Origin of the sequence: Idiomarina loihiensis, assembly GCF_024584785.1 — a bacterium.
GTDB lineage: Bacteria > Pseudomonadota > Gammaproteobacteria > Enterobacterales > Alteromonadaceae > Pseudidiomarina > Pseudidiomarina fusca.
In genome coordinates this window covers 2,431,845-2,455,449 of record NZ_CP074112.1, presented here as the reverse complement: position 1 = coordinate 2,455,449, position 23,605 = coordinate 2,431,845, and the positions used below count along the sequence as shown (strand labels likewise).

General features: G+C 47.6%; 28 protein-coding genes. 16 read left to right on the top strand and 12 right to left on the bottom strand.

Going from position 1 to position 23,605, the window contains the following annotated elements; all coding sequences use genetic code 11:
• Positions 1 to 6 precede the first annotated feature (6 nt).
• A complete protein-coding gene (locus KGF88_RS11740; protein WP_162014501.1) occupies positions 7 to 1,410 on the bottom strand; it encodes a sensor domain-containing diguanylate cyclase in 1,404 nt (467 codons plus the stop codon).
• A gap of 230 nt (positions 1,411 to 1,640) precedes the next feature.
• On the opposite strand from KGF88_RS11740, the gene KGF88_RS11735 reads away from it, so the two are divergent.
• The 5 genes from KGF88_RS11735 to KGF88_RS11715 are packed head-to-tail and all read left to right on the top strand — an operon-like array spanning position 1,641 to position 7,060.
• Complete coding sequence (locus tag KGF88_RS11735; RefSeq protein WP_153826504.1) at positions 1,641 to 4,091, top strand: M1 family metallopeptidase; 2,451 nt, start codon at positions 1,641 to 1,643, stop codon at positions 4,089 to 4,091.
• Complete coding sequence (locus KGF88_RS11730; RefSeq protein ID WP_194928195.1) at positions 4,091 to 4,618, top strand: DUF6702 family protein; 528 nt, start codon at positions 4,091 to 4,093, stop codon at positions 4,616 to 4,618. The genes KGF88_RS11735 and KGF88_RS11730 overlap by 1 nt, the downstream gene beginning before the upstream one ends.
• Positions 4,619 to 4,639: 21 nt before the next feature.
• Positions 4,640 to 5,098, top strand: coding sequence for a hypothetical protein (locus tag KGF88_RS11725; protein WP_162014502.1), 459 nt, complete (start codon positions 4,640 to 4,642; stop codon positions 5,096 to 5,098).
• Positions 5,095 to 6,213, top strand: a complete 1,119-nt coding sequence (locus KGF88_RS11720; protein WP_153826505.1) for a PQQ-dependent sugar dehydrogenase — start codon at positions 5,095 to 5,097, stop codon at positions 6,211 to 6,213. The genes KGF88_RS11725 and KGF88_RS11720 overlap by 4 nt, the downstream gene beginning before the upstream one ends.
• Before the next feature lie 19 nt (positions 6,214 to 6,232).
• Positions 6,233 to 7,060 carry a S1/P1 nuclease gene (locus tag KGF88_RS11715; RefSeq protein ID WP_162014503.1) on the top strand — a complete coding sequence of 276 codons (828 nt, stop codon included), beginning with the start codon at positions 6,233 to 6,235 and terminating at the stop codon, positions 7,058 to 7,060.
• Here KGF88_RS11715 and flgN read toward each other — a convergent pair.
• From flgN to flgA, 3 genes are all read right to left on the bottom strand, one after another.
• Complete coding sequence (flgN, locus tag KGF88_RS11710; RefSeq protein ID WP_110075767.1) at positions 7,057 to 7,512, bottom strand: flagellar protein FlgN; 456 nt, start codon at positions 7,510 to 7,512, stop codon at positions 7,057 to 7,059. The genes KGF88_RS11715 and flgN overlap by 4 nt on opposite strands.
• Before the next feature lie 7 nt (positions 7,513 to 7,519).
• Positions 7,520 to 7,789 carry a flagellar biosynthesis anti-sigma factor FlgM gene (gene flgM / locus KGF88_RS11705; RefSeq protein WP_162014504.1) on the bottom strand — a complete coding sequence of 90 codons (270 nt, stop codon included), beginning with the start codon at positions 7,787 to 7,789 and terminating at the stop codon, positions 7,520 to 7,522.
• A 66-nt stretch (positions 7,790 to 7,855) separates the two neighbouring features.
• On the bottom strand, positions 7,856 to 8,617 hold the full coding sequence (flgA, locus tag KGF88_RS11700; RefSeq protein WP_228759510.1) for a flagellar basal body P-ring formation chaperone FlgA: 762 nt from the start codon (positions 8,615 to 8,617) through the stop codon (positions 7,856 to 7,858).
• 153 nt (positions 8,618 to 8,770) lie between these two features.
• Here flgA and flgB point away from each other — a divergent pair, with 153 nt between their 5' ends.
• The 11 genes from flgB to flgL are packed head-to-tail and all read left to right on the top strand — an operon-like array spanning position 8,771 to position 18,038.
• Entirely contained in the window at positions 8,771 to 9,178 is a 408-nt protein-coding gene (flgB, locus tag KGF88_RS11695; RefSeq protein WP_153826508.1) for a flagellar basal body rod protein FlgB, read from the top strand.
• 13 nt (positions 9,179 to 9,191) lie between these two features.
• On the top strand, positions 9,192 to 9,596 hold the full coding sequence (gene flgC, locus KGF88_RS11690) for a flagellar basal body rod protein FlgC (protein WP_110075763.1): 405 nt from the start codon (positions 9,192 to 9,194) through the stop codon (positions 9,594 to 9,596).
• Positions 9,596 to 10,270 (top strand): flagellar hook assembly protein FlgD, encoded by a 675-nt coding sequence (locus tag KGF88_RS11685; RefSeq protein WP_153826509.1) that lies wholly within the window; start codon positions 9,596 to 9,598, stop codon positions 10,268 to 10,270. The genes flgC and KGF88_RS11685 overlap by 1 nt, the downstream gene beginning before the upstream one ends.
• Positions 10,271 to 10,281: 11 nt before the next feature.
• Positions 10,282 to 11,466: a flagellar hook protein FlgE gene (gene flgE, locus KGF88_RS11680; protein ID WP_153826510.1), complete on the top strand. Its 1,185-nt coding sequence runs from the start codon at positions 10,282 to 10,284 to the stop codon at positions 11,464 to 11,466.
• 6 nt (positions 11,467 to 11,472) lie between these two features.
• A complete protein-coding gene (locus tag KGF88_RS11675) occupies positions 11,473 to 12,216 on the top strand; it encodes a flagellar basal body rod protein FlgF (RefSeq protein WP_153826511.1) in 744 nt (247 codons plus the stop codon).
• A 14-nt stretch (positions 12,217 to 12,230) separates the two neighbouring features.
• Complete coding sequence (gene flgG / locus KGF88_RS11670; protein WP_110075759.1) at positions 12,231 to 13,013, top strand: flagellar basal-body rod protein FlgG; 783 nt, start codon at positions 12,231 to 12,233, stop codon at positions 13,011 to 13,013.
• A 12-nt stretch (positions 13,014 to 13,025) separates the two neighbouring features.
• Positions 13,026 to 13,709, top strand: coding sequence for a flagellar basal body L-ring protein FlgH (locus tag KGF88_RS11665; protein ID WP_153826604.1), 684 nt, complete (start codon positions 13,026 to 13,028; stop codon positions 13,707 to 13,709).
• A 26-nt stretch (positions 13,710 to 13,735) separates the two neighbouring features.
• On the top strand, positions 13,736 to 14,839 hold the full coding sequence (locus tag KGF88_RS11660) for a flagellar basal body P-ring protein FlgI (RefSeq protein WP_324186768.1): 1,104 nt from the start codon (positions 13,736 to 13,738) through the stop codon (positions 14,837 to 14,839).
• Positions 14,839 to 15,159 (top strand): rod-binding protein, encoded by a 321-nt coding sequence (locus KGF88_RS11655; protein ID WP_110075757.1) that lies wholly within the window; start codon positions 14,839 to 14,841, stop codon positions 15,157 to 15,159. The genes KGF88_RS11660 and KGF88_RS11655 overlap by 1 nt, the downstream gene beginning before the upstream one ends.
• 57 nt (positions 15,160 to 15,216) lie before the next feature.
• Positions 15,217 to 16,824, top strand: coding sequence for a flagellar hook-associated protein FlgK (gene flgK / locus KGF88_RS11650; RefSeq protein ID WP_153826512.1), 1,608 nt, complete (start codon positions 15,217 to 15,219; stop codon positions 16,822 to 16,824).
• A 17-nt stretch (positions 16,825 to 16,841) separates the two neighbouring features.
• The gene (flgL, locus tag KGF88_RS11645) at positions 16,842 to 18,038 is read left to right on the top strand and encodes a flagellar hook-associated protein FlgL (RefSeq protein WP_153826513.1); all 1,197 of its coding nucleotides are present in this window, start codon (positions 16,842 to 16,844) and stop codon (positions 18,036 to 18,038) included.
• Positions 18,039 to 18,079: 41 nt separating this feature from the next.
• Here flgL and fliR read toward each other — a convergent pair whose 3' ends face one another.
• Genes fliR through KGF88_RS11605 form a run of 8 tightly spaced genes read right to left on the bottom strand, consistent with a single transcriptional unit; the run spans position 18,080 to position 23,605 of the window.
• Positions 18,080 to 18,865, bottom strand: coding sequence for a flagellar biosynthetic protein FliR (gene fliR, locus KGF88_RS11640; RefSeq protein ID WP_153826514.1), 786 nt, complete (start codon positions 18,863 to 18,865; stop codon positions 18,080 to 18,082).
• A gap of 8 nt (positions 18,866 to 18,873) precedes the next feature.
• Positions 18,874 to 19,143, bottom strand: a complete 270-nt coding sequence (fliQ, locus tag KGF88_RS11635) for a flagellar biosynthesis protein FliQ (protein ID WP_110075753.1) — start codon at positions 19,141 to 19,143, stop codon at positions 18,874 to 18,876.
• A gap of 9 nt (positions 19,144 to 19,152) precedes the next feature.
• Positions 19,153 to 19,896, bottom strand: a complete 744-nt coding sequence (gene fliP / locus KGF88_RS11630; protein WP_110075752.1) for a flagellar type III secretion system pore protein FliP — start codon at positions 19,894 to 19,896, stop codon at positions 19,153 to 19,155.
• Complete coding sequence (fliO, locus tag KGF88_RS11625) at positions 19,896 to 20,264, bottom strand: flagellar biosynthetic protein FliO (protein WP_153826515.1); 369 nt, start codon at positions 20,262 to 20,264, stop codon at positions 19,896 to 19,898. Before fliO ends, fliP begins: the two co-directional genes overlap by 1 nt.
• 4 nt (positions 20,265 to 20,268) lie before the next feature.
• Positions 20,269 to 20,670, bottom strand: a complete 402-nt coding sequence (gene fliN / locus KGF88_RS11620; RefSeq protein ID WP_110075750.1) for a flagellar motor switch protein FliN — start codon at positions 20,668 to 20,670, stop codon at positions 20,269 to 20,271.
• The gene (gene fliM / locus KGF88_RS11615) at positions 20,660 to 21,775 is read right to left on the bottom strand and encodes a flagellar motor switch protein FliM (protein WP_153826516.1); all 1,116 of its coding nucleotides are present in this window, start codon (positions 21,773 to 21,775) and stop codon (positions 20,660 to 20,662) included. The genes fliN and fliM overlap by 11 nt, the downstream gene beginning before the upstream one ends.
• Positions 21,776 to 21,784: 9 nt before the next feature.
• Entirely contained in the window at positions 21,785 to 22,276 is a 492-nt protein-coding gene (locus KGF88_RS11610) for a flagellar basal body-associated FliL family protein (protein ID WP_162014505.1), read from the bottom strand.
• Between the two features lie 36 nt (positions 22,277 to 22,312).
• Positions 22,313 to 23,605, bottom strand: coding sequence for a flagellar hook-length control protein FliK (locus KGF88_RS11605; protein ID WP_153826518.1), 1,293 nt, complete (start codon positions 23,603 to 23,605; stop codon positions 22,313 to 22,315).

Below are 23,605 nucleotides of genomic sequence, written 5' to 3'. Positions count from 1 at the left end.
ATTGCATTAATTAACGCATACTTTATCACGTCCGCTGGCTTTTGCTTGCTCTAACGCAATGAATGCACGGTTTAATGCGGCGCTGGTCGTCTCACTCAAGTGAAGGCTAGTTACCCCAATATTTAGCTTAATTCGTAAGGTGACATGTTCATCTTTTACAAAGGGCATGTTCCGTCGAATTTTGTCTAAAATTTCAACTGCATTACTAACCGATGTCGAGGGCAACAAGACCCAATAAATGTCCCCATGTGAATGGGCAACTAAGCAGTGATGAGGTAAGTGTTGTTGCAACGCTGTAGCTACTTGGCTGATGACGGTATCGCCCGTAGAAAAGCCGCATTCAGTATTAATTTGCTGCAGTTGATCAATATCAATCACAGCGATACTCAATTCTTGTGTTGGTTTACGGTTAGCAATTAGTAAGTTAGCCGCTTGCTCAAAATAGTTAGCGGAGTAGAGACCGGTTTGTTTGTTGTAAATACCATCCTGCTCTAAATCCTGGTTACGTTGGTGTAGAGCAGGCACTGCGGTGCCTAAATAACAGGTTACAGCCACAAAGTAGATAGCTATTTGGTAAATGATGGCATTATTGTCGAGAGCCAAAAAGTTGTATCCAGAAGAAATAACCACGGTGAGCAAAATCAGACTAAAAATTGTTCGAATGGTTTGTTCCGTAAATGCTATCCAAAATTGTGGAATAGCCACAAAGAAAATAAGCATACCAATAGATGGATGAGCAATCGCGTTATCTAGCAATAAAACTGTTATCACTGTTATCAACAATGCGGCCAATTTAAAAACGAACGGCCCCCATTGATTGTTCAATAGGTGATCATGTTCAAAATAAACATCCAGCCATGCTATTCGTTGTTTGGGTAAAAGGCGTCTAAATAACACAGCAAATAACGGGGTGATAACTACAACTCCAACGGCATCTCCAATCCAAAACGGTAGCCAAGCTTCAATAAAGGGCACGTCTGATCGTAAGGTGACCAATTCCCAAATCAATAAGGCTCCGGTAGCAGCTATTGAAGCGGCGAGCGTGTAGCATATTAGAATCATGCTATTTTTAGCTGGCAAACTATTTGTGAACACGTGTTTACTAATGAACTGCGCACTTAAACCAGCGAAAGCATAGGCGCCCGTGTGCACCATGGCGAACAAGGTAGCTGTAGCTAACTGATGAGGGTCAAAACGCCCCTGCAAGAGCCCATTTAGATCTAGAGATACGAAGAAAATAGCGCAAAAAACGGCAGGGAAAATACGTTTACCAAACACAAAAAACGCGGCTGTGGAAACCCCAGCAGGCAGATAATAGAGACTAATATATTGTGTATAGGACATGATGGCGGCACCGTAGAACAGTGCTACCCAAGATGCGAAGACGACTACTTGCTGTTTTAGATTCAAACTGACGCCCTAATCTGCTGAGTGTTTTTATTATTATTTATAACTAATTAAACCTAGCTGGCTTGAGGTTGCAAGCATTATTGAGTGGAATTTTAGCGGGATTACTAAATAGCTTCGATGAACGGCGATTTTTTACGCTCAAGTTAATGGTGCAGGGTGCCATTTGTTGATACATTCGTACGTACTTATTTCTTCTTTTATACGACGACCCAGCTAACGAGATAATAATAATGAAATCTACTCTGTATTGGTGTTCTGCGCTGGCTTTAGCGGCGACGCAATTATTTAGTACTGCTGCTTACAGTTCGGCAATTCAACAAACCAAAGGCACATTTGAAGATAAGTTTCGCCAACTCGATGAAGTGTTACCAACACCAAACGTTTATCGCAGTGCAGCCGGTGAACCGGGTGAGCAGTATTGGCAACAACAGGCCAATTATTCAATTAAAGTGCGCTTAGATGAAGAAAAGCGTCGCATAGATGCTGCTGAAACCATCACTTATTTTAATAATTCTCCCTACACCCTCAAATACATTTGGATTCAGCTGGATCAGAATATCTTTAAAAATGATTCGATGGCGGAGTTAACAGCTACCTTTAATAGTAAGCCGGATCCTAGTTTGGGTGGCGTGGATCGCCCTGCTCGAATCAGCTTGAACCAACTACGTCGGCAACAGTTTATGACCGACAACGAGTTAGGTTTTGCCATTAACAAAGTTGCGGATGGTCGTGGCAAAGCACTGGATTTTGTGGTGGTTGGTACCAATATGCGGATAGATTTACCGCAGCCACTTAAAGCCGGCGATAAAACGTCGTTGGCCATAGATTTTGGTTTCAACATCATCGATAGCGACACCGTAGGCGGACGCTCGGGCTATGAGCATTTTCCTGATGATGCGCGCGAAGGTGGCAACGATATTTTCTTACTTGCGCAGTGGTATCCGCGCGTAGCTGCTTTTACTGACTATGAAGCATGGACCAATAAAGAATTTTTAGGACGAGGTGAATTCACCCAAGAATTTGGTGATTTTGAAGTAACTATAGATGTCCCAGCAGACCATATCGTGTCGGCTACAGGGGTGTTGAAAAATGATCGTGAGGTGCTCACCAAAACCCAACGCGAGCGTTTAGAGCAATCGCGCAAAGCAAAACGTCCGGTCTTTGTAGTAACCCCAGAAGAAGCCTTGGAAAACGAGAAAGAAGGAACGGACAAGCGGAAAGTTTGGCGTTTTGAAGCAGAAAACGTGCGCGACTTTGCTTGGGCATCATCGCGTAAGTTTATTTGGGACGCCAAAGGCTATCAGCAAGGCGGTAACGTTCAACCAGAAGTTATGGCGATGTCCTTTTATCCAAAAGAGGGCGGCGAGTTGTGGGAAAAATATTCGACCGAGTCGGTTATTCATACCATGGAAGTCTACTCTCGCTTTTCTTTTGATTACCCGTATCCAACCGCACAGTCAGTGAATGGCCCCGTCGGTGGTATGGAATATCCGATGATCACCTTTAATGGTCCGCGTACTATTTTACAGGATGATGGAAGCCGTACTTATTCTTTGTCAGAAAAACGATTCTTGATTGGCGTGGTCATTCATGAAATTGGTCATATTTACTTTCCAATGATTGTGAATTCGGATGAACGTCAATGGACCTGGATGGATGAAGGTTTAAACAGCTTTTTGGATGGGGTTGCCGGACGTGAGTGGGACCCGACCATTCCATGGGGCGTTGAACCGCGTTCAATCGTTGATTACATGAAATCAACCAATCAAGTTCCAATCATGACCCAGTCTGATAGTGTTCTTAATTTAGGGCCTAATGCTTACACCAAGCCAGCCGCAGCATTGAATATTCTAAGAGAAGTGATCTTAGGGCGTGAGTTGTTTGATTTTGCCTTTAAAGAATATGCACAGCGTTGGGCTTTCAAACGACCTACGCCAGCAGATTTTTTCCGTACCATGGAAGAAGCCTCAGGGGTTGATCTTGATTGGTTCTGGCGCGGTTGGTTCTACTCAACCGACCATGTTGATATTGCGCTAGATCGGGTTTACAAGTTACGTCTTGATACCCAAGACCCAGATATTGATTGGGAGCGTCGTCGTCAAGAAGAGACCGATAAGCCAACCTCGCTGTTTGTGCAACGTAATCAGGCTGAAGGTCGCAAAACATGGGTAGAACTGAATCCAGATGTGCGTGATTTTCATGATGAGAATGATCGCTTCACCGTCACCAATAAACAACGTAATGCCTATCAGAGTTTCTTAGAAAAACTTGAGCCTTGGGAGCGTAAGACCTTTGACCGTGCCATTGCTGAAGATAAGAACTATTATGTACTAGATTTCAATAATCTAGGTGGTTTGGTGATGCCTATTTTACTGCAGTGGACGTACACTGACGGTAGCCAAGACAGCATGTACATCCCTGCTGAAATTTGGCGGCGAAATGCTAAATCAGTAAGCAAACTGATAGTTACTGATAAAGAAGTTTTAGAATTTGCGGTCGACCCAAATTGGGAAACAGCAGACGTAGATATCGAGAACAACTATTATCCGCGTAAGATTATTCCTTCACGTATTGAAGCGTTTAAAGCAACTCGTGGTCAGGATCATATTTCTCGCGATATCATGCAAGATGCTAAAACCAAACTAAAAACCAAAGAAGCTAATGAAGAAGAGCAGGATTAATGCCATTCGTGATCTTACGTTGGTTGCTAGCGGTAACTAGCGTTTTTATTCTAAGTTTAGCTATTATGGCGGTGAGCACTAAAGTTAGTGCTCACCAACTAAAAATAGCCAGTACTACAGTGCTGTTTAACGAACGCACTGGCAATATTGAAATTATGCATCGGTTTATTTTGCATGATGCCGAACATGCCGTACGTGATTTGTTTGATCGTAAAGCGGACATTCATCAGCGAGAGACAACTCGTCAGCAATTCGCAGATTATGTGATGCAAGCCTTTGCATTAGCGGATCATCATCAACAGCAGTTACCCTTAGTGCGGGTGGGACACGAAGTTCAAGGCGTTAATTTTTGGGTGTACCAAGAAACTCCGATCCCAGCTGATTTAACGCAATTACAGATTAAACATAAAGCCTTGCATGATTTATGGCCAGACCAACAGAATCTTGTCAATGTGGAAGGTTTAGGGGCAGTAAAAAGTGTCATTTTTACTGCCGAAAGTGATTGGCAAGCTGTTCAATTAAACTAGTTAACCTGCTTGGAGGCAGCTATGGCACGCATCATGATAGCTTTTGCATTGGCAGTTATCGGGGCGGCTATAGTTGCCACTGTCATTCAAACTCAATTTAATTTAGCAGCGTTAGTGGCGTTATCCGTACCTATTGATTTGACTGTGCGGATGCATGCAATTAGCCATGATTTACTGCATTTTGGTCCTATCATTGCGTTAATCTTTATTCCTACCTTTGCCATTGCTTTTATGGTGGCATATTGGCTTAGCGTTAAACTAAAAGTGGCTGAACGTTGGTGGTTTATTCTAGCCGGAGGCGTTGGCTTAGCTGTCGCTTTTACCCTCATCGATAGTTTAGCCCCTATGCCCACCTTAATCGCAGCTAATAGAACCTTGCTAGGATTTATCTTAATGAGTAGCTGTGGTGCCTTTGGTGGCTGGATTTTTGATAGGTTATGGCATCCTCGGCCGCAAGAATTATTGGAGGAATTGCCATGAGTAGATTGCTACAAGCTTTATTAGTAAGCCTAAGTATGGTTCTGTCGGCGGCAGCGGCGGCGTCACAGCAAGAACCACAAGCACCACAAGTGCAGGTCACACCTAAGGTGCTAGCAAAAGGGTTACACTATCCTTGGTCGATGGCAGAGTTACCGGAAGGTGGATGGTTAGTAACTGAGCGCCCGGGTAACTTAGTGTATTTAAATCCCCAAGGGCAGCGCATGCACATTCCCTTAGACTTGCCTGATTTGTACGCCACCGCTCAAGCTGGTCTGTTTGAAGTGCTGCTTACCCCTGATTTTGAGCAATCGCGAGAGCTGGTGCTGAGTTATTCTTGTGGTACTGAGCAAGCGAATAATACCTGCGTAGTTAAAGCCAAATTATCACCACCGAATGCCGCTGGTTATGCATTATCAGCATTACAGAATATTTTTACTGCGCTACCAAAAAAAGAAGGTGCCGCCCATTTTGGGGCCCGCATGACTTGGCTTGGTGATGGTAGCTTGTTGGTGGCTTTGGGGGATGGCTTTGTGTATCGAGAACAAGCGCAAAATTTACAAAACCACTTGGGTAAGATTGTGCGAATTCGGCGTGACGGCAAAGTGCCGGAGGATAATCCCTTTACCCACACACAAGCTCCCGAAGTTTATAGTTATGGTCATAGAAACGTGCAAGGTTTAGTGTTTGATGCCGAGCGCAATAAAGTGTGGCAGCACGAACATGGCCCTAAAGGTGGTGATGAAATTAATGATATTGTAAAGGGTGGCAACTATGGTTGGCCTATGACCACTTTTGGTAAAGACTATACCGGTGCTTTAGTGAGCCCTTATAATGATTTACCTGGGGTAAAGGCACCGCTTTATCAATGGACACCATCGTTAGCTCCGGCTGGTTTAGCCCTGTATCAGGGTGATTTACTTGTAAGCCATTTAGCTGGGAAGAGGTTACAGCGTTTGCGTTTAGTGGATGGCAAATGGCATCTCGTAGCTGAATATCTAGTAGCACAACAACAGCGCTTACGCGCGGTAATGGTTGCCAAAGATGGTCGTGTGCTGGTGCTAACGGACAGTACCGAAGGTGAATTGTGGTCGTTAGATTTAGATATTCAGCAATAACAGAAAGATGAGGTTATATATGCAGTCTGTTTATTACCAGTTAAAACACCTCAGTGCGGCATTAATTCTGTCATTAAGCCTAGGTTTCGTCAGTTTAGTAAGCAGCCCAGCGCACAGTTACGGAGGTATTGGGCATGATGCTTTTTGCCAACTAGCATTTGATTTGAGCTCGCCGAAAACACAACAAGTGTTGCAGTCCTTTGCGGATCAGCATCCTGATTACGAAGACTTCGCCAGTATGTGTAATTGGGCCGACAACATAAAAAGTGACAAACGCTGGGACTGGGCTAAGCCGCATCATTATGTGAATTTTGCTCGTGGAAGTGCCAAGGTAACGGCTGCAGACTGCGCTGCTAACGGATGTATTTTATCAGCGATTCAACATCATTATGATGTGCTTAAACACGATCGCACAGATTGGATTGCCTTGGCTTTTTTAGCGCACTTTATTGGTGATTTACATCAGCCTATGCACGTGAGTTTTGCCGATGATCTCGGGGGTAACAGAGCACGCTTGTCCTACTTTGATGAAGCAACCAATTTACATCGGTTGTGGGATACCCAAATGTTGATGCAACGCGGTGGTAGTGATAGTAAAGCTAAAGCAAGTGAGCTGCTGCGCGGCTTAAGCCCTTTAAAACCAGCGGCTATCGATGCTGAGCAAACGTTGGCGTGGGCGAATGAGTCGGCAGCAATTACTCGTCGTATCTATTCAAACTATCGTGCTGAACAGAAACTAGGCCAGAGTTATACCGACCAATGGGGACCCGTGCTAGAACAACGCATGCAACAAGGAGCACAGCGTTTAGCGGCCGTATTGGACGAACTTTATAGCGATTCGTTTTAAGCTTTAGAGTTAATTCTAGATGGGGTTTTGAATTGATTGCCGTCTGCACCATAAAGTGAACCGCTGGTGCCGGCGGCATCTTGCAAAATATTCAGCATGTGCTGATTGTGATGCAAGCGGTGCTGAATTAATTCACCGTTGAGTTGGTTTAATTGGGCAACCCGCTGGGTTGTAGCTAGCAGTTGTTGCCAAACCTCAGCACAACCAGCCGCTGCTGCCGCTGCTTTAGCGCCAGCAGCATCATTACTGTAGCCCAGTTTTTGTTGAGCTTTACGGCGCTGAGTTTCTGCTTGTTCAAGCTGCTGTTGCAGTTCTTGTTTCTGTTGTGCCAATACTTGCAACTGTTCACCGTTGATAGTGCCAGAACTTAACTCACGCTGCTCCTGCTCCAATAACGAGAGAAGATCTTGCAGGCGCTGCTGTTGTTGCGTTAAGTGTTGGCGCAAACTCATACCTTAATTAAACCTCGTCTGTCAGGCTTTTTAGTAAGCCTTCAGCGATCTTGTCAGCATTCATCGAGAGGCTACCATCGCGAATGGCTTGACGAAGCTCTTCAACGCGGGCCATATCAATGTCTTGGCTGGCATCTTGCGCTGCCGAACTTAAATGGGTCACCACATCAGCATGAGCCGCAGGCGCTGCGGTATCAGCTTTCTTTGTGGTTGCTTGTGAACGACTAGACTCAGTTTGAGTTAAGTTGTTCAGTGATTGAAATCCGTTAACTTTCACGGCTATTCCCTCGTTTTATCATGCACTACATGGTTTATCGGCATCTGCTGGTAATTCTTTAACCTATTATAGTGCTTTTGCCGTACCTTTACCTGTTACTAACACTTGTATGATGCGTTGATTATCTAATTTTACTCTAATTCTGTCACCTACTGCGGCAGTATCCATGGCTTTACCGCTACGAGTAATTACAAAGCCGGGACCTTCTGCGGTGATGATAATGTCGTCACCAAAGCGAATTACTTGAGTGGCTTGCAGTAAATTTTCTTGAATAATAGACCCTTTACTTAAGCTGCGCCGCAGTGTTTGCCCTAGCAGTTGGGGATGATCTTGTAATTGGCCTAATACCGCATGGCGCGGTAAGCGCTGCAGCGGCCCAGTGACTACGTCAATATGCTCTGATTGTAAGGGACTTCCTGTGGCAAGCTCTGCTTTTGTCACCCAATAGCTACCGATAACCTCAACCTGAAGTTGCACAAATTGCTGGATGGCAGTGGGCGCACTTTCAGCGCTTGAATTACTGCACATGATTTTTACCATCACCCGACCCGTCAATCGCTCTGGCACACGAGTAAATTGCGCCAGAGGCTGGTCATGATAGCTGCTATCGCAAGCACTGAGGCTGGCTAAACTAGCGTTTGAACTAAGGATGCTGATGTGGTGCTCGGAGCTACCCAGCGGCAGTTCTTCACGAACCAAGGTCGCAATAGCTTGTTGAATGATTGGCGGCAACAAAGACTCGGTCAGACTGGTGGCCTGACTCGAGGGTACGTAAGCAAGCCAGAGAGTGGCCCCAAGAAAAACTATCGCACGCAATAAAATAAGCATACTCACAAGGTGATGATGGATAACAGCTGCCTAGATTATAGCCATAAGCATGCTTTGAGATGGTTAGAATTGGCGTTAAAAAAAGCGCTTATTCATCGCTTTGGCTTGCCCTAAAGCGCAGTAATCTGCTTGGTGTAAAGGAGGGTCTCTTTGATGATCGACAAGTTAACGAGTGCATTACAGTTTCAGCAACAAGCGTTGGCCTTACGGCAGCAGCGCCAAGAAACCTTAGCCAGTAATATCGCTAATGCTGACACTCCCAATTATAAAGCGCAAGACTTTAACTTTGCTACGGCCCTAAAACGGGCCACAGCTAGTCAAACGGGCCCAGTGCCGCTAGCAAAAACCCATAGCGGCCATTTGAGCTTAAGCAATGCTCATCAAGCTCCAGTAGCTATGCAGTATCGCGTTCCTGCGCAATCGCGCCTTGATGGCAATACTGTGGATATGGAAATGGAGCGCGCTCAGTTTTTAGATAACTCGTTACGTTATCAAGCAGATATCCAATTTTTAGATGATCGTATCACAGGCTTGCGTAAAGCCATGCAACCGGAACAATAACGGAGCTTAACGGATGGCTAATTTTTCAATTCTGGATATTTCTGGTTCGGCTCTCTCGGCGCAATCCCAGCGCATGAATGTCGCCGCTAGTAATATGGCTAATGCTAACAGTGTGGCTGGTCCTGATGGTGAACCCTATCGGGCGAAACAAGTTATTTTTGAACAGCAGTTGCAAGCCAACGGGGTGGGCGGCGTAAAGGTGCAACAAGTGGTTGAATCTACCGCGCCAGCTCGACGAGAGTATCAACCAGGGCACCCGTTAGCGGATGAGCAAGGGTATGTCACCATGCCCAATGTCGATCCTGTTGCAGAAATGGTGAATATGATTTCAGCGTCGCGTTCTTATCAAGCCAACGTTGAAGTAATGAACACCAGTAAAGATTTGTTAATGCGTACCCTAACGATTGGTAAAGGCTAATGAACACCATCAATAACGCAGTATTAAACCAGGTTAATCAAACTACCCAGAACGCACAGGTGGCTTCGAATAGCCAAGAGATGCGCGATAACTTCATGACTTTGTTGGTTACACAGCTGCGTAACCAAGATCCATTGAACCCGATGGAAAACAATGAAATGACCTCGCAATTGGCGCAGATCAACACCGTCAGTGGTATCGAGTCCTTAAATGACACCATGCAAAACATCAACGGGCAAATGGAAGCCGCAAAAAACATGCAAGCGTCGGCCCTGATTGGTCGTGCTGTGCTGGTGCCTGGCGACCGTTTGTTGGTGGGTGGCGAAGTGGGTGATGTGACTCCTTTTGGTCTTGAGCTAAGCGCACCGGCTGAGAGTGTCACGGTAAATATTTATAATGCTAGCGGTATGTTAGTGAAGCGAATGGACGTGGGCGCTGTAGGCAGTGGGCCACAATCATTCTCATGGGATGGGGTGATGGATGATGGCAATCAGGCGCCCGCCGGATCTTATAATTTTACTGTTGAAGCCACCAATGGTGATCAAGCAGTAACCTCTCAACGCTTTAATTATGCTCAAGTGATTGCTGTAACCATGGGTCAAGATGGGCCACGGTTAGATTTAGGCGGAATTTTAGAACCGGTGCGTCTTGAAGACGTTCGGCAAATTATTTAAGGAGCTCTATCATGGGTTTTTCTCAAGCTTTATCTGGTTTACGCGCTGCTGCTACTAACCTTGATGTGATTAGTAACAACATTGCTAACTCACAAATCGTTGGTTTTAAAAGCTCTCGAGCTCAATTTGCCGATATTTATGCCAACGCAGAAGTTGGTTTAGGTACTCGTATTGCCGGTGTGTTTCAGGATTTTAGCGACGGTAACATTGAAACTACCAACCGTACTATGGACTTAGCTATCACTGGGAAAGGCTTTTTCCGCTTCGAGCAGCAAGGTCAGATTCAATATTCGCGCAATGGTCAGCTTTCTATCGATAAAAACGGCTACATTGTGAATGCGCAGGGCGCACGCTTAACGGGGTATCCAGATGGCATAGGCTTTGGTGGTCAACCGCAAGTATTGCAGGTGCCAGCGTCTGGTCTAGCAGCGAATGCTTCGACCGGTATTGAAGCCACGTTTAACTTGGATACCTCAACGACCATTATCGATCCGGCTACCACGCCTTTTGATATGAACAACCCTGATACTTACAGCTATGCAAACTCGGTAACCCTTTACGATTCGTTAGGTAACCCGCATCAGAGCATGATGTACTTTACCAAGGTGGCCGATAACCAATGGCAAGTACGGATGTCACGCGATGGTGAATTAGCGCCAGAAACTGGTGTACTAGATTTTGATGCCAATGGCCTGTTGGTTACTCAAACCGATATGGATGCCTTTACTTTTACCCCAGGTGAGGGTGCGGCTGATATGTCGATTGCGTTGGATGTGACTGGTACCACCCAGTTTGCAAACCAATTTGAGCTTACCGCGATTGAGCAAGATGGCTACCAGTCAGGGACCTTGATGCAAGTAGCAGTAAGCGAAAATGGTGACGTTGTTGGTACCTACTCGAACGAACAACAAGTAGTTTTGGGTACCATTGCCTTAGCTAACTTCCAAAGTTTAGAAGGCCTTCAATCTATTGGTAATAACGCGTGGATTGAAACGCAAAAATCAGGCGTGCCGATTGTGTCAGTTCCAGGAGAAGGCCAGTTTGGTGGCATTATGGCCGGTGCCGTAGAAGCCTCTAACGTAGACTTAACCCAAGAGCTCGTTGCTATGATTATTGCTCAGCGTAACTATCAAGCCAACGCTCAGAGCATTAAGTCGCAAGACGAAGCACTACAAACCACCATGCAGCTGAAGTAATAAACCATGGACGCCATTTTATATACCGCCATGAACGGCGCCCGGCAGACGCTCGAAGAGCAATCGGTAGTAACGCATAATTTAAGTAATGCTTCGACCACCGGTTTTCGTGCGCAGCTGGCTGCGGCTAGGGCCGTGCCTGTGCAAGGCCCGGGTCCGTTGGATACTCGCGTCGCTGCGGTCACTACGACGGGCTTGTTTGATACCCGTGCTGGTGCCATTCAAACCACCGAACGTGACTTAGACGTAGCTTTAGATCAAGCCAACTGGCTAGCGGTACAAACCCCAACAGGCGAAGCTTATACCAAACGAGGTGACTTGCAGGTAGATGCTGACGGCCAGTTGCTGGTGAACGGCATGCCGGTATTAGGTGATGGTGGTCCTATTCTAGTGCCTTTGGGCACCCAGCTAAGTATTGGCAATGACGGTACTTTGAGTGGGATTGGCCTAGGGGGTGATGCCAATGAGTTGGTGCCGCTAGATCGTTTAAAGTTAGTGCGGGTGGATCAACCGCAACAGCTAGAACGTAGCGCTGATGGTTGGTTTAGAAGCCCCAATGGCGGCGCTTTAGAACGTGATGAAACCGCCCAAGTTGTCAGCGGCGCGCTAGAGGGTAGCAACGTCAATACCATCGAAGCCATGGTGGCCATGATTGATACCCAACGTCGCTACGAGCTTAATATGAGCGTGATAAAGACTGCAGACGAAACAGCTCAGCAGGCAAACAGCTTGTTGTCGGTGAAAGGTTAGTTAGGAGAATCGCAATGATTAAATCATTATGGACGGCAAAAACCGGTTTAACCGCCCAGCAACAACAGTTAGACGTTATCACCAACAACCTAGCTAACGTGAATACTGCTGGTTTTAAACGCTCGCGGGCAGTCTTTGAAGATTTGCTTTATCAAAATATGCGCCAACCAGGTGCGATGAACAACGCTCAAGACGAATTACCGTCGGGGTTGCAGGTGGGTACCGGGGTGCGAACCGTTGCCACCGAGCGCCTACACACCCAAGGTAGCCTAAACAACACCGAGAACTCGCGCGACCTGGCCATCAGTGGCAAAGGCTATTTTCAAGTGTTGATGCCCGATGGCAGTATTGCCTACACCCGAGACGGTAGCTTTCAGATCAACCAAGATGGGCAAATGGTTACGGCCAATGGATTTCCATTAGAGCCAGCAATTTTTCTACCAGCGAACGCCTTGAGCGTCACTATTGGTCAAGACGGTATTGTTACGGTCACTCAGCCGGGTAACACCCAAAGCGTGCAGGTAGGTCAAATTTCTCTGGCCATGTTTATGAACGACGCCGGGTTAGAGGCTCGTGGTGGTAACCTTTACGTGGAAACTCAAGCGTCTGGCGCTCCAAACGAAGCACTACCAGGTTTTAATGGGGCTGGTACCTTGTATCAAGGCTTTGTTGAAGCATCTAACGTTAACGTCGTAGAAGAAATGGTCAATATGATTCAAACCCAGCGAGCCTATGAAATTAATAGTCGCGCCATTTCTACGAGCGACGAAATGCTGGCGCGTTTAGGTCAACTGTAAGGAATGAGCACCATGATGCGCGCTGGTAAGCTGGCAATCAGAGCTATGGCAACTGTGGGATTTTTAGGCCTGGCGGCTTGCAGTTCATCGCCACCTGAACCCAAAGTTGTTGAGCCTTATCAGCCTATTCATATTCCCGAGTATGCCCAAGCAGAAGCGAATGGCTCGATCTTTCAAGCGCAACAGGGCTATGTTCCTCTGTTTGAAGATCAGCGTCCCCGCCGAGTTGGTGATGTGATTACCATAGTGCTAGAAGAACAAGTGAGTGCTACTAAAAACTCATCCTCGCAGGCTTCTCGAAGCAGCAATATGGGGTTGGATTTAGAAGGTTTACCGGAAGCTTTAGAACAGTTAGCTGAATATGGTTTCACCGTTGGTAGTGCCAATGATTTTGCTGGGTCTGGCGGCTCCAGTGCCAGTAATCAATTTTCTGGCATTATTACCGTACAAGTTACGCAAGTATTAACCAATGGTAATTTACGAGTGCGTGGCGAAAAGCAGCTCGCAATTAACCAAGGCACCGAGTACATCCGTTTTTCTGGGATTGTGAATCCACGCAGTATTAGTGGACAAAACAGCGTTACTTCTACGGCTGTCGCAGAAGCGCGATTGGAATATTTAGGTGATGGTTATATCACCGAAGCGCAGCAAATGGGCTGGCTACAACGCTTTTTTAATTATATTGCGCCGTTTTAACAGCAGCATATAAGCAGGATAGAAGAATGAAGATGCGACAGTTTTGGGTAGCTTTAGTAGCACTGGCACTCTTGATGCCAACCGTGCACGCCGAGCGCATTAAAGATCTTGCTGATTTTGCCGGCGTTCGCACCAACAGTTTGGTGGGATATGGTCTCGTTGTAGGGCTTGATGGTTCAGGTGACCAAACCATGCAAGCGCCGTTTACTGGCCAGAGTATGACGAACATGCTAGCTCAGTTAGGCGTTACTATTCCACCGGGCACCAATATGCAACTACGCAACGTTGCAGCAGTAATGGTGACCGCGACCTTGCCAGCTTTTGCACGCCCCGGGCAACAACTTGATGTGGTGGTGAGCTCCATTGGTAATGCCCGTAGTTTGCGCGGTGGCACCTTGTTGATGACCCCCTTGAAGGGTGCAGACGGGCAAGTTTATGCGTTAGCCCAAGGCAATCTGCTAATCAATGGCGCCAGTGCTGAAGCACAAGGCTCGTCAGCGCAAATCAATCAACAAGCCGGTGGTCGTATTAGCGCCGGTGCTACCGTAGAGCGTAGCGTCGCACTGGATTTGGATCGTACCCCGCGCAGTCTACAGCTTAATTTAAAGCAGGCAGACTTTACCACCGCGTTGAACATGGTAGATACCATCAATAGTGACTTTGGTTACCCAGTAGCACAGGCCATTGATGGGGGCACCATTCGCTTAGAGAGCCCTGCTGATACAACCGACCGCGTGCGCTTTATGGCGCGCATTGAAAACATTGATGTCTATGCTGGCCCAAGTGATGCCAAAGTGGTGTTTAATTCACGTACAGGCTCGGTGGTCTTGAGTGGCCCGGTAACACTTCGTCAAGCAGCGGTAGCCCATGGCAATTTAACCGTGACCATTGCCCAGCGTAGTCAGGTGAGCCAACCGCCAGCGCTTAGTGGTGGTGATACCGTGGTTACCGAAGGTGCAGATATAGCGATTAGCCAAGAAGGTGGTGCACTGCAAGTGGTTGAAGGCACAAATCTTATGCAAGTAGTGCAGGCGTTAAATAGCTTGGGCGCAACTCCTAGTGATTTAATGGCGATTCTGCAAGCGCTCAAAAGCTCTGGTGCATTACGGGCTGAATTGGAGATTATTTAATGGCTGATAGTAACGCAATAAGCCAGTTAACCCGTGGCGTGGCCATGGATGTGCAATCGTTAGACTCATTAAAAACGGCCAGTAGGCATCGCCCAGAGCAAGCGGCTACCGAGGCTGCGCAGCAGTTTGAAGCCTTATTTATTCAACAGATGATGAAATCGATGCGGCAAGCGGGCGGCGAGTCAGAGCTGTTTAATAGTAACGCCATGCGTACTTATACCGATATGTTTGATCAGCAACTAGCGAGCGAGATGGCCGCAGGTAAAGGGATTGGTTTAGCTGAGCAGTTATTACAGCAACTTCAGCAAAAGCCACGCTAAGCACTTAAGTTTATGCCGCTGCTGCCGATACAATAGGCATCAGTAAAGGGAGCAATTATGAGTATTTTTGCCATTGGCTTAAGCGGTCTTCGAGCTGCTCAAAGTGGATTGTTTGCCACCAGCGGTAACATCAGTAATGTGGGTACGCCCGGTTACAATCGTGAGTTAGTCCAGTTAAGCGAAAACCGCGCAGCTGGAGTTTTAGTGAATGGGGTTGAACGCCAGTTTAACCAGTTTGTGGCAACTCGACTCAATGCCGCAAGTGGCTCATTAGCATCCTTTGAAGCCTATCACACTCAAGTTAAGCAGATTGATAATTTGCTATCGGACGAACGCGCAGGCTTGGCTCCGGCCATGCAAGAGTTCTTTAAAGCTATTGGCCAGGTGAATAGTAACCCAGCAGATCCAGCCGCTCGTGCGGGTGTTATGGGTACCGCCGGCACCTTAACCGCACAATTCCGCTCCTTTGATAATTATTTAAACGACATTGAGCGCAACATTGGCAATGAGATCACCTACGAGGTGAACAGCATCAATTCACTCAATACTCAAATTGCTAGCCTCAATAAAGAAATTTTGTTGGCTCGCAGCGGTGGTACCGAGGCTCCCAATAGTCTCTTAAACCAACGCGATCAGTTGGTGCATGAGCTTAGCCAAAAAATGGACGTGCGCGTGTATGAGCAGTCTTCAGGCTCTTACAGTGTCTCAATGAGTAATGGCCTACCGTTAGTAGCCGGCGATAAAACCTATGAGCTTGAGGCGCAAACGGACCAAGCAGATCCTACCCGGTTAGCGATTGTTTATACCAATGCTACAGGGCAGCCTATTCAGTTACGAGAAAACGTATTTAGCCGCGGCTCGCTGGGTGGGTTACTGGAATTTCGCTCAGAAAGCCTCGATACCCTTCGTAATCAGCTAGGCCAGATGGTTGCGGTGTTTGCCTCAGCAATGAACGAGCAGCATCAACAAGGGGTGGATTTAAATCAGGACCCGGGCCAAGCGATGTTTAGTATGGGCAGCCCGCTTACCTACAGTCATAGCGCTAACACTGGCGATGCTACCGCCACCACAACAATTACCGATGCAACGGCACTGTTAGCCACAGATTTTGCTGTGCAATTAGGACCAGATGGTTATCAAGTTACTCGTCTAGATAACGGTAAAACCGTGCCAGCAACCTTTGATGCTGCTACTAATACGTTATCTTTTGCGGGCGTGGAGGTGAGTTTTGCTGGGGGCGCAGTAGCCGAAGGTGATCGCTTTAAAGTACGGCCGCTGGTAAACCAAGCGAAGAATTTCGAGCTGGAGCTTGAAGATGGCTCACAGTTTGCAGCAGCCCAGTCGAATGCCAGTGGCGATAATAGCAATAGCTTAGCCTTACAAGAGCTACAGAATCAGCTGTTGGTGGAAGGTAAAGGCACCTTTAATCAAGCCTACGGCAGCATGGTGAGCACCTTGGGTAACCAGATCAATGTGGTACAAGCTAACATGGCGGCCCAGCAAGGCCTAACCGAGCAACTTTATGCGCTGCAGCAATCTGAGTCTGGGGTCAACCTAGATGAAGAAGCCGCTAATTTGATTCGTTATCAACAATATTATCAGGCTAACGCAAAAGTCATCGAGACCGGTTCAACCATTCTCGATACCATTTTGTCGTTACGTTAAGGGTTGGGAGCAAGTAGATGCGTATTAGTACCATGACCATGTACAACCAGAGCAATACCTCGATGAATCGGCAGCAAACTGAGTTTCTGAAGATCTCGCAGCAAATTGCCAGTGGTAAGCGAATAGTCAATATTTCTGATGACCCGCAAGCCATGACCCAAGCCATTAATATTCAGCAATCTAAAGCGGTAAGTGGTCAGTATGACCAAGCTCGAATTGGCGTGCGCAACGCGCTATCGCAAGAAGAGAGCGTTTTGAACAGCGTCAGTGATGTGTATAGCCGCGCTAAAGAGCTGCTGATTCAAGCCTCTAGCGATACCATGTCGGATGCCGACAGGGCTTCTATTGCGAGCGAATTAGAGGGGGCTTATCAGTCCTTGTTAGGGTTGGCTAATACCCGTGATGGCAATGGCCGCTACTTGTTCGCCGGGTACCAAGACGATAGCCCAGCTTTTGCTGCTGGCGCTGATGGAGCCGTGCAATACGTAGGTAACGACCAAGTTAGACAACAAAAAATAGATGGCGATAGACTGGTTGATGTGGGTCACATCGGGGCTGATATTTTTGATCGTGTGCATAGCAGTGCTAACTACCTTGCTGATGCCCCGCTTACAAACCAAGGGACATTAGAATTTGGCAATATCGCCATTACCGACGTTGATGCGGCGGGTTTTGGGGACGCTTTTGACATTGAATTTGCCGACAATGGCGGCGCCATGCAATACCGTGTTAATGGCGGTGCTTGGGAAGATTACACCGATCCTATGACGGTTTCTTTAGCCGGCGTGGCGATTGAGTTAAAAGGCCAACCAGCTGCGGGCGATAGCTTGCGTGTGGCTCGAGGAGCTGAAAATAATACCAATATTTTCCGCACCTTCGAGAAAGCCATGGCCGTGTTAGATGCTCCCGCTACGGATGCCTCCAGTAAAGCTATCCGAGCTAATACCCTGCGTACCGTGATGCGCGAGTTTGATAATGGCCTAGACAACGTGCTTACTACCCGTGCAGAGGTGGGTGCGAGCTTAAATGAATTGGATGCGTTAGATGCTATTGCTGGTAATCGGGAACTGGCTTACGAACAAGCATTATCGCAACTGGTTGATTTAGATTATGTCGAGGCGGCTAGTCAGTACAGCGTGCGGATGGTGGGTTTACAGGCCGCGCAAAAAGCCTTTGTTGATATGAAAGGAATGAGCCTGTTTAACTTCCTGTAAGTTGTTAAACAAGGAGCAAACTCCAAGCCAAACTCAATAGCTTATAACGCCATGCTGGTGAGTACCTGCTCTAGCATGGCAAACCCCTGCTCAAATAGCCGCCGTAAATACCCGCCAAGCTCAGTCATCAATACCGTTAATAACACCAAACCCAAGGTCAACGACATCGGAAAGCCCACCGAAAATACGGTAAGCTGTGGCGCAGAACGATTCAATATACCTAAGGTAAGGTTAACAATAAGCAGTGCGCCGAACACCGGTAAAGCCAGTAAAATACCAGAACTAAAGATGACCATGCCAAACTGGGCAATCAGCAAAAAGGCATCAGCGTTCATGCCCAAGGTTCCGACTGGTAACAAAGTAAAAGAGCGAGCGAGAACTTCTAGCATCAATAAGTGGCCGTCTAGGGCTAGGAACATCAAGATGGCAAAGGTATAGAAGACGCGCGATAAGATCATGGTATTGGCGCCGCTATCGGGCGAGAAAAAGGTCGCGAACGCTAACCCCATTTGTAAGCCAATGTATTCACCTGCGGCCTGCACCACGGCAAATACAACTTGCATCACTAAACCTATGGCGACGCCAATAATCAGCTGTTCGATGATGATACCAAAGCTGGCCCACGAGAACAGCGGCACGGCTGGTAGCGGTGGTAGTACTGGGCTAATAATCACTGTGAAAATCAGCGCTAAACCAAGTTTAACTCGGTTGGGCAGGCTTGAATGACTGAAGATAGGGGCTATCAATAAAAACCCAGTAAAACGGCAAAATGGCCATAAAAACAGGCTAATCCATTCTTGTAACTGCGCAAAAGAGACGGTAATCATGACCGACCCTATTGAATCATGATAGGAATATTAGTGAAGAGGCGCGTGGTAAAATCAATAATCAACTGCAATAAGTAGGGCCCGATCATAATCAAAACAGCTAATACACCAAGTATTTTGGGGATAAAAGATAGGGTCATTTCGTTGATTTGGGTGGCCGCTTGAAACAAGCTGATCAACAAACCTAAAAGCAACGCTGTAAGCAGCAGCGGGCCCGCTAGATAGAGACACACCAGCATCGCTTGGTAGGCAATGGTCATGACTGTTTCTGGGGTCATCGCCGGCTCCTACAGGTAAAAACTGTTGGCTAAACTGCCAATCAGTAGTTGCCAGCCGTCAACCAACACAAACAGCATTAGCTTAAACGGCAACGAAATGGTCGCCGGCGGGACCATCATCATACCTAGGGCCATCAGTACACTGGCAACCACTAAATCGATGATTAAAAAGGGAATGAAAATAGTAAAACCAATTTGAAAAGCAGTTTTTAGTTCGCTGGTAATAAAGCTCGGCACCAGTACGTGAAAAGGCACGTCTTGAGGACTTTCTAAGGGCCCGACATTCGCCAAGTTCGCAAATAACGCTAAATCCGGCTCGCGCGTTTGTGCGAGCATAAACTCACGTAATGGGCCGCCAGCTAACTCGATAAATTGCTCAAATCCGATAGCATCTTGGCTAAAGGGGAGCCATGCAAGTTCGTAAATTTGGCTGAACACCGGCTGCATAATAAAAAAGGTTAAAAACAATGCTAACCCCAGCAGCACTTGGTTAGGCGGTGCTGATTGCGTACCCATCGCCGTACGCAGCAAGCCAAATACGATAATAAGCCGCACAAAACAGGTCATCATTAAGAGTACGGCGGGTAAAAAAGTAAGGCTAGTTAAAAACAGTAAGGTTTGCAGCGACAGCGACCATTGTTGGCCGCCATCTTCAGTTGGGCTAGTAGTTACCCCTGGGATGCTCTGCGCAATGGCGTCGAGCGGCAGTAACAGGCTACCTAATGCAACAACTAAGAACACCCACCAACGCATCAGTCGTTATCCTTGGTGGGGTTAGCAACGCGAGAATTGGCAGCCTGAAAACGAGCGGCAAAGCTGCTTAGTTGAGTTGCAGGAAGAGCCTGCGCTGGCATTTCGTGTAATTTATTGATGCCGTTGTTGGTAACACCAAGCACCAACCAAGTGTCTTTTACAGCGACAATGACAACACGTTCGCGTTGACCGATAGCCAAACTACCAACCACCTGCATTAAGCCTGGTTGGCCAACACTTTTACCTGACAGCTTACGAAACACCCAAGCACACACCAAGATCACCGCAATAATAAATAACAAAATCAGGGTTACCTGGCCTAAGAGGGCCATACCGGTGGCTAATTCGGGTGCGTCGGTACTTTGCATACGCTTAACGATTCAATTTTTGCACGCGCTCAGACGGCGTGACGATTTCGGTAATTCGGATACCGTATTTATCGTCTAACACGACCACTTCGCCTTGTGCGATTAAGTAGCCGTTGATCAGAATATCCATCGGTTCGCCAGCAAGACCATCTAGCTCTACCACTGAGCCTTGGGCTAATTCTAGCAACTGTTTGATGGTGATCCGGGTGCGCCCAAGCTCTACGCTTAGCTTGACTGGAATATCCATAATGATGTCGAGCTCGTTCATGGCTGAACTGGCAGCTGCACTACTATCCAGTGGTTTAAATACGCCGGCATTATCACTCGCCGCACTGGCTTGCTCTTCGTCTAGGGCATCAGCCCATGGGTCTTGTTCGTTGTTAAACGAATCGTCTTTATTCGTCATCAGATGACTCCTTGGCGCGCAGTGGTGTGAATACACCTTTGCGGCTATCTCGCAGAATAGATTGAGGGAAGCGGTGATTATCTAGCATTTGCTTCACTTTCAGCGCTCTATGTTCATCAATGGTACCAAATTCACATTCCATGATAGGCAATGAGTTAACCGTAGCCATCACAGTGGCCGGTAGCTCAATGGGTAAAATATCGCCTGGCTTCAATGACATTACTTGGGGTAAGCGCAAGGGAATTTCGACAAAGTCGGCGATGACTTCAACACTAGACGATTGTAGTTCATGAGTGATGCGTTGGCGCCAAGCTTTGTCGTTTGAATTACCACCAATGTCCGCGCGAAGGTTACTTAGCTTGTCGCGCAGTGGCTCGACCATGGCATACGGCATACAGATTTTAAAGGTGCTTTCTAAATGCCCGACTTCTAAACGGAACGTCGTGGTCACCACAATTTCGCTGGGTGAACTGGTGATGGCGGCGAACTTAGGTTGTACTTCTGAGCGAATGAAGCTGATTTCTAACGGATGCACAGCACGCCACGATTCTTGATAGGCGTCGATAGCTAAATTCAAGACTCGATTGATGATTCGCTGTTCGGTGGCGGTAAATTCTCGCGCTTCGTTGCGCGTCATAAACCGACCATCACCACCAAACAAGTTTTCGACAATAATACTTACCAAGGCATGGGGAAACACCACCAAGGCACTGCCGCGCAGCGGTTTCATCGAGATGATATTGAGGTTAGCCGGTGACGGGGTCGCATCAGCAAAATCACTGAAGCGCTGATAGCGCACAGAATCCACCGTGATATCTGCGTTACGGCGCAACAAGTTAAACAAGTTCATGCGAAATTGCCGGGCAAAACGCTCATTGATAACTTCTAAGGTATGCAAGCGCTCGCGCACAATACGAGCCTGTGACCCCGGGTCGAAAGGCTGCTGCTTGACCTTCTTGCGCTGCGGCTGCGCACTTTTAGCGGTACTTGCGGACACATGGTCAGTAGCGGTAGAGCCGATCTCGTCGGCAACTTCCGCTTCTGGTTCTATAGCACTGATAAGAGCATCAAGCTCTTCTTGTGACAGGTGGTGTCCGCTACTCATAACTTCTTCTTATTGAACAATAAATTCTGTGAACAAAACATCGTTGATGAGAATTTCTTCATCGCCCGAGTAAGGCTCGCTCAAAGCCTTGGCTATGTTGCTAGCCAGGGTTTTTTTGCCTTCAGATTTAGCAATCTGTTCTGCTTGCTGACCTGATAATAAGACCAGTAAGCGGTTGCGTACTTGCGGCATGTTTTTAGTGAGCAATTCTTTCATTTTCTCACTAGGTAACTCTAGCGTTAATCCGGCATAGAGCAAGCGCGGACCATACTGATCGCTGGCTAAGTTCACCGTAAACGGCGCAATATTTAAAAATACTGGCTCGATTGCTTCTGGTTCTACATGCCCTCCGGCGACAGAAGCCGTTGCGGCGATGTTTCGAGTATCCCAAAGCAAATACGTATTAAGCGCCATTACCCCAATGAGGAGCACTTGCAAGACCATCATGATTGGAGAGCTCTGTCCCGCCGTAGCCGACTGAGCGTCATTTTTTCGCGCCATGTTATCTACCTTTTCTATCATCCATTAGCTGCTTGCTTAGGCGTAAGTATCAACTGCGCCTGAAGCAGACGCAGCAGTATGCCGAGAATTTGCTTCTCTGTCAGTATTTTCGGCCGCAGTGGCGATTTCTGCAGGGTTAATTTGCGAGTTATTTCGCCCCTGGTCACGATCTTGTTGCGCAAAGCCAGCTGCAGACTGGCCGGAACCAGCAAATTGCTGTGCGGTACTAGCGTGGTTAGATTGCTCGCTTACTTGCGAGCCCTGTAACTGAATTCCCTGATTTGCCAAAGTATCTCGTAGCTGTGGCAAGGCTTGCTCTAACGCTGCACGCACAGCACCGCTGTGAGTGAGGATGGCCAGCTGTGCTTGATTGCGTTCATCCAATTGCAGTTGCATCTGTAGCGGACCAAGCTCTGCGGGATGAAGCTTTAGCGTCATCTGTTGGCCGTTGTGCATCACCATCTGCACCATTGATTGGCTTAACTGGTTAGCCCAAGCTTGAGAACCTACCGATGCAGTTAGCTGGGCACTGCTGGTGCTTGCGCTCGATAAGTTACTCGCATCGGTTAACATCACTTGAATAGCAGGTGCTGTCAGGGTCGAGCCTGCTGCCGCAGGAGCCGCAGTGCTGGCAAGTGTGCCCGTAGCCAGTTGTGGTGAGGCGTTATCCGCAGGTGCTAGTGCTTGATTGCTTTGGCTAGCTAACGCTGCTGCCACAGAGTTAGCAACGCTAGAATGGGGCGCTTCGGTTGTGGCTGCCGCATGGGTTGCGGAGAGGGGTGCTGATAGTGTTGGCTTAGCCCCTGCTAAATCACTCGCAGTCGCGCTAGCAGCTGTTAAAGCTCCCGACACCTGATTAGGTTTGGCAGTCTTGCTTGCGACATGATTTGCAACATGGCTTGCTGCGATATTCGTAGCCTGTTGGGTACCAACCAGAACCGCTGGCGATAATGAGTTAGTGTGAGCAGCCGCAGAGGCGAGTGCTAGCGCAGCGGTCCCGCCTTCGTTCGCAGCCAGGGTCTGCGCGAACAGAGTCGCAGCAGGTGCACCTGATGGATTCCCCGTTGCCAGGTCAGCTGCAACACCAAGGTTTGCCAGAAAGGCCGGCGCTGAAAATTGCGGTAATTGGCTGCCAGAGCGGGCCACCTGTTGCGTTAGATCTGGGTTCTTGCTGGTGGCAGTTTGGGCCGGCAACTGTAAAGCAGCGAAAAGCCCAGCAAAACCACTGTCGGCGCCAGTGCTGCCTAGCTCAGTACCACTGGCATCTTTAGTGCCGGTAGTACGAGGGCTAACAGGCACTGCTGCGATAACCGAAGATATTTGTACCAT